Source organism: Coleofasciculus sp. (genome assembly GCF_046539235.1).
Taxonomy (GTDB): domain Bacteria; phylum Cyanobacteriota; class Cyanobacteriia; order Cyanobacteriales; family Coleofasciculaceae; genus Coleofasciculus.
Map to the genome: position 1 here is coordinate 1 of NZ_JBKHHI010000535.1, position 3,820 is coordinate 3,820.

The following is a 3,820-nucleotide window of genomic DNA, read 5'->3' on the forward strand; positions in this document are numbered from 1 at the left end:
CAGACGCGCCATGGCACATCTCTACATTGCTTCCCCCGCTTCCCCCGCTCCCCCCGCTTCCCCTGCTCCCTCTGCTTCCCCGGCTCCCTCTGCTTCCCCGGCTCCCTACCTCAAGGAAGGCGCATCTGTAGGGGCGGGTTTTACCACTATCGTTTCTGAGCCAGCCCCGATTTGACTAAACCCGCCCCGATTTAAGTTTCTAAGAAATGACATAACCTGTTTTACGTTTAATATAATCTAGAATCTTATGATAACTCTCTGGATCAGTTTGCTCATTAATAATAATCGGAATTGAACTATCGGGTAACCAAAAGGTTAACTTGCCACTCGCCGCGTGAGAAAAGCTACTGATGCGGTTGAGATCGATTACATAGTCATTGCGCTCATATCTAACTTGAATCCAAGATCCAGCTAGGGAATGAGCACAGACTTGTTTAATATACTCCAAAACTTGATGATACCCCTCTGGATCACCTTGCTGATTAATGATAATCTGGTGGGCACTATTCGGCAACCAGAAGGTGATTTTGCCGTTGGGAGCGCAGGCAAACGCACTAATGCGATCTAAGTCAATCACATAATCACTGCGTTCATAATCAATTTGTATCCAGTACGCCACAAAACCTCCTCAAGCCATTGCGAGCTTTGAGTTATGAGTTGTGGATAATTTGGGTAAACTCATAACTCAAAATTCAAATCTCTCGGTCACGATACCTGCACTGGGGATTGCTGGATAATGGGAGCATCTGTTGGAGAAATTGCATCTTCACTCTGGCATTGCTCTATCGCCGCTTGCACAAATCCTTTAAACAAAGGGTGGGGCGCACTCGGTCGAGAGCTAAACTCTGGGTGAAACTGAGTTGCCAGGAAGAAGGGATGATCGGGGTATTCAATGATTTCCACTAAGCGACCATCGGGAGATGTGCCACTAATCATATAACCTGTGTCTAAAAGCAGGTTACGATAGGCATTATTAAATTCATAGCGATGTCGGTGACGTTCATAAATTACCTCCTCCCCATAGACTGATGCGGCTAAGGTATTGGGCAGAATCCGACAAGGACACATCCCTAAGCGCATCGTACCCCCTAAGTCCACAACATCCTGTTGTTCGGGCAACAAGTTAATCACAGGATTCCGAGCATTGGGTACAAACTCGGCACTATGAGCATCCTCAAGCCGCGCAATATTTTGCGCCCACTCAATCACAGAACACTGCATTCCCAAGCATAAACCGAGGAAAGGAATTTTTTGGGTACGGGCATATTCAATCGCCGCAATTTTGCCATCTACGCCTCGGATACCAAAGCCTCCCGGAACAATGATAGCGTTGACTCCAGCTAAAAAGTGTTGGGCATCCTCGGTTTCAATATCTTCTGAACTTACCCAACGGATGTTGAATTCGCTCCCCAATGCGATCGCGGCGTGGCGCAAGCTTTCGACAACGGATAGATAAGCGTCACTTAAGCGGATATACTTACCGACAATGGCAATTTCCACCTGATGGATGGGGCGATGCATCTGTTCCACCAGGGTTTGCCACTGGCTTAAATCAGGTTCCCGTTGCGGGATTTGTAAAAGATCTAAGGTTTGGTTTGCCAGTCCTTCTTGTTCTAAAATCAGGGGGACTTCGTAGATGCTATTGGCATCGGGAGAGGTAATCACGGATTCTACAGGCACATCGCAGAACTCCGAGAGTTTCTCTTTAATCCCTGGTTGCAGGGGGCGATCGCACCGACAGACTAAAATATCCGGTTGAATGCCAATCGAACGCAGTTCTTTCACCGAATGCTGAGTCGGCTTGGTTTTCATTTCACCCGCTGAGGGAATCCACGGTAACAGGGTGACGTGCATATACAGCACATTATTGCGCCCCACATCCTTACGGAATTGACGAATCGCTTCCAAAAAGGGTAAGGATTCAATATCCCCGACGGTTCCACCAATTTCGGTAATTACCACATCCGGATTGGTATTTTTTGCCACCCGATGAATCCGCTCTTTAATCTCATTGGTAATATGGGGAATCACCTGCACCGTTCCCCCCATGTAGTCGCCGCGACGCTCTTTATTTAGAACCGCCTGATAGATTGATCCGGTGGTGACACTATTGAGGCGGGACATCAGCGTATCCGTAAACCGCTCATAATGTCCCAAGTCTAAATCCGTCTCCGCCCCATCTGCTGTGACAAAGACTTCCCCATGTTGAAAGGGACTCATAGTTCCTGGATCGACGTTAATATAGGGGTCTAGCTTAAGAATCGACACCGAATAATCTCGCGATTTGAGCAATCGTCCTAAGCTAGCAGCAACGATACCCTTACCGATGCTAGATACAACCCCACCTGTTACAAAGACAAATTTAGCCATAGAATTTTTAAGTACGCCAGACTTTTCAAGATGCACCCCGTTAATTGTGCCACAGTCTTTTAAGATTGTTTGGTGTCGGGCTGGAGTGTGACGCCCTCAATCACTCATATAGCGCTACGCGCTAGGCTTTCTTGCAATAGGCAATAGGCTTTCTTTGAAGAAAAACGCTTACTCATCAAGGGATTGAGCGATTTGAATTTTTCTTGATCTGTCCTAACTAGAGTGCGTAGTGCTATAAGAGTAATCTTCCCCTGACCGGTTATTGAAATTGTCATCACCCTGTACACCCAAACCCATGAAACTCGCTTCTCCTAATTTCAGACGCCACAAGTCACGCTGAGAACATCCTTTCTCTATTGTCCCTATTTACAACTCGTTTGCACTATGCCCGATTAGTTTTTGGGGATTCTTTTATCCTTTACGTTGAACATCCGCTCTCGTCTGGAATGTCCACCCCGAAAGCCTGACGCTTTTTTCGTCCTGCTTTTCTCCCGAAGCCCGATGAACTATACTTGACAATGCCCCCAGCCCCTCTCCAACTCAACGCTCATCCCTATTCCCAAGCTATACGACTTGCGATCGCTTCCGACTGATACGGTAACAAATTGTCTGCCTACATTTACAAAACTTTATTTTTCTTGATCTAGAGTAAGATAACAATGGCAAAATTTGATTCAGAACTCGACGAAAGTTTACAAAAATTCATCAAAGAACAACAGATTTTTTTTACCGCGACAGCACCTCGACAGGGACGGATTAATTTATCCCCCAAAGGTATGGACACATTTCGCTGTCTTGATCCGAAAACCGTCGCGTACCTGGATTTAACAGGTAGTGGCAATGAAACGGCGGCTCATTTGCAGGACGATGGTAGACTAACGATCATGTTTTGCAGTTTTACCGATAAACCTCTAATCTTACGCCTTTACGGTCAAGGGCGGGTAATTCGCCCCGTTGCTCCAGAATGGGACACCTTTTATACCCACTTTAATTCGCTGCCAGGACAACGACAAATTATTGTTCTAGATATTGAATCAGTGCAAACCTCTTGTGGCTATGGTGTTCCCCTATATGAATTTCAAGGTGAACGAGGAACTCTGGTTAAATGGTCAGAGAAAAAGGGAGAACAGGGCATTTATGAATATTGGCAGGCGAAAAATATTCAAAGCATTGATGGATTACCCACTCATCTTTTATCCGATTGAAAAAGTAGGCATGGTGTGGGGAGATAGGGAAGCTACGGGAGCAGGGGGAGCTGGGGGAGCAGGGGAAGCTGGGGGAGGTAAATGATCAATGACGATAAAGGAGTTTTATGTGTAGGGGCGGGTTTCACTACTATCGTTTTTTGCCCACCCTAATGTCACTAAACCCGCCCTGTCTAAATGATGAATTCCTGAATAAATGACAAATGACGTAGCTTGCTTCTCGCGAAGCGAGTATGACGAATGAC

At 46.3% G+C, this 3,820-nt stretch carries 3 protein-coding genes; 1 reads left to right on the forward strand and 2 read right to left on the reverse strand.

Annotated features, from left to right (window positions below; all coding sequences use genetic code 11):
- Positions 1-199 precede the first annotated feature (199 nt).
- Both ACLFWI_RS28170 and ACLFWI_RS28175 read right to left on the reverse strand, forming a co-directional pair.
- Positions 200-619: a hypothetical protein gene (locus ACLFWI_RS28170; protein WP_446415682.1), complete on the reverse strand. Its 420-nt coding sequence runs from the start codon at positions 617-619 to the stop codon at positions 200-202.
- 86 nt (positions 620-705) lie between these two features.
- A complete protein-coding gene (locus ACLFWI_RS28175) occupies positions 706-2,370 on the reverse strand; it encodes a CTP synthase (protein WP_446415683.1) in 1,665 nt (554 codons plus the stop codon).
- Positions 2,371-3,029: 659 nt separating this feature from the next.
- Here ACLFWI_RS28175 and ACLFWI_RS28180 point away from each other — a divergent pair.
- On the forward strand, positions 3,030-3,575 hold the full coding sequence (locus tag ACLFWI_RS28180) for a pyridoxamine 5'-phosphate oxidase family protein (protein WP_446410060.1): 546 nt from the start codon (positions 3,030-3,032) through the stop codon (positions 3,573-3,575).
- Positions 3,576-3,820 lie beyond the last annotated feature (245 nt).

Coding starts and splice junctions, on each gene's coding strand:
- ACLFWI_RS28180 (WP_446410060.1), top strand. CDS start 3,030: ATGGCAAAATTTGATTCAGAACTCGACGAAAGTTTACAAAAATTCATC.
- ACLFWI_RS28175 (WP_446415683.1), bottom strand. CDS start 2,370: ATGGCTAAATTTGTCTTTGTAACAGGTGGGGTTGTATCTAGCATCGGT.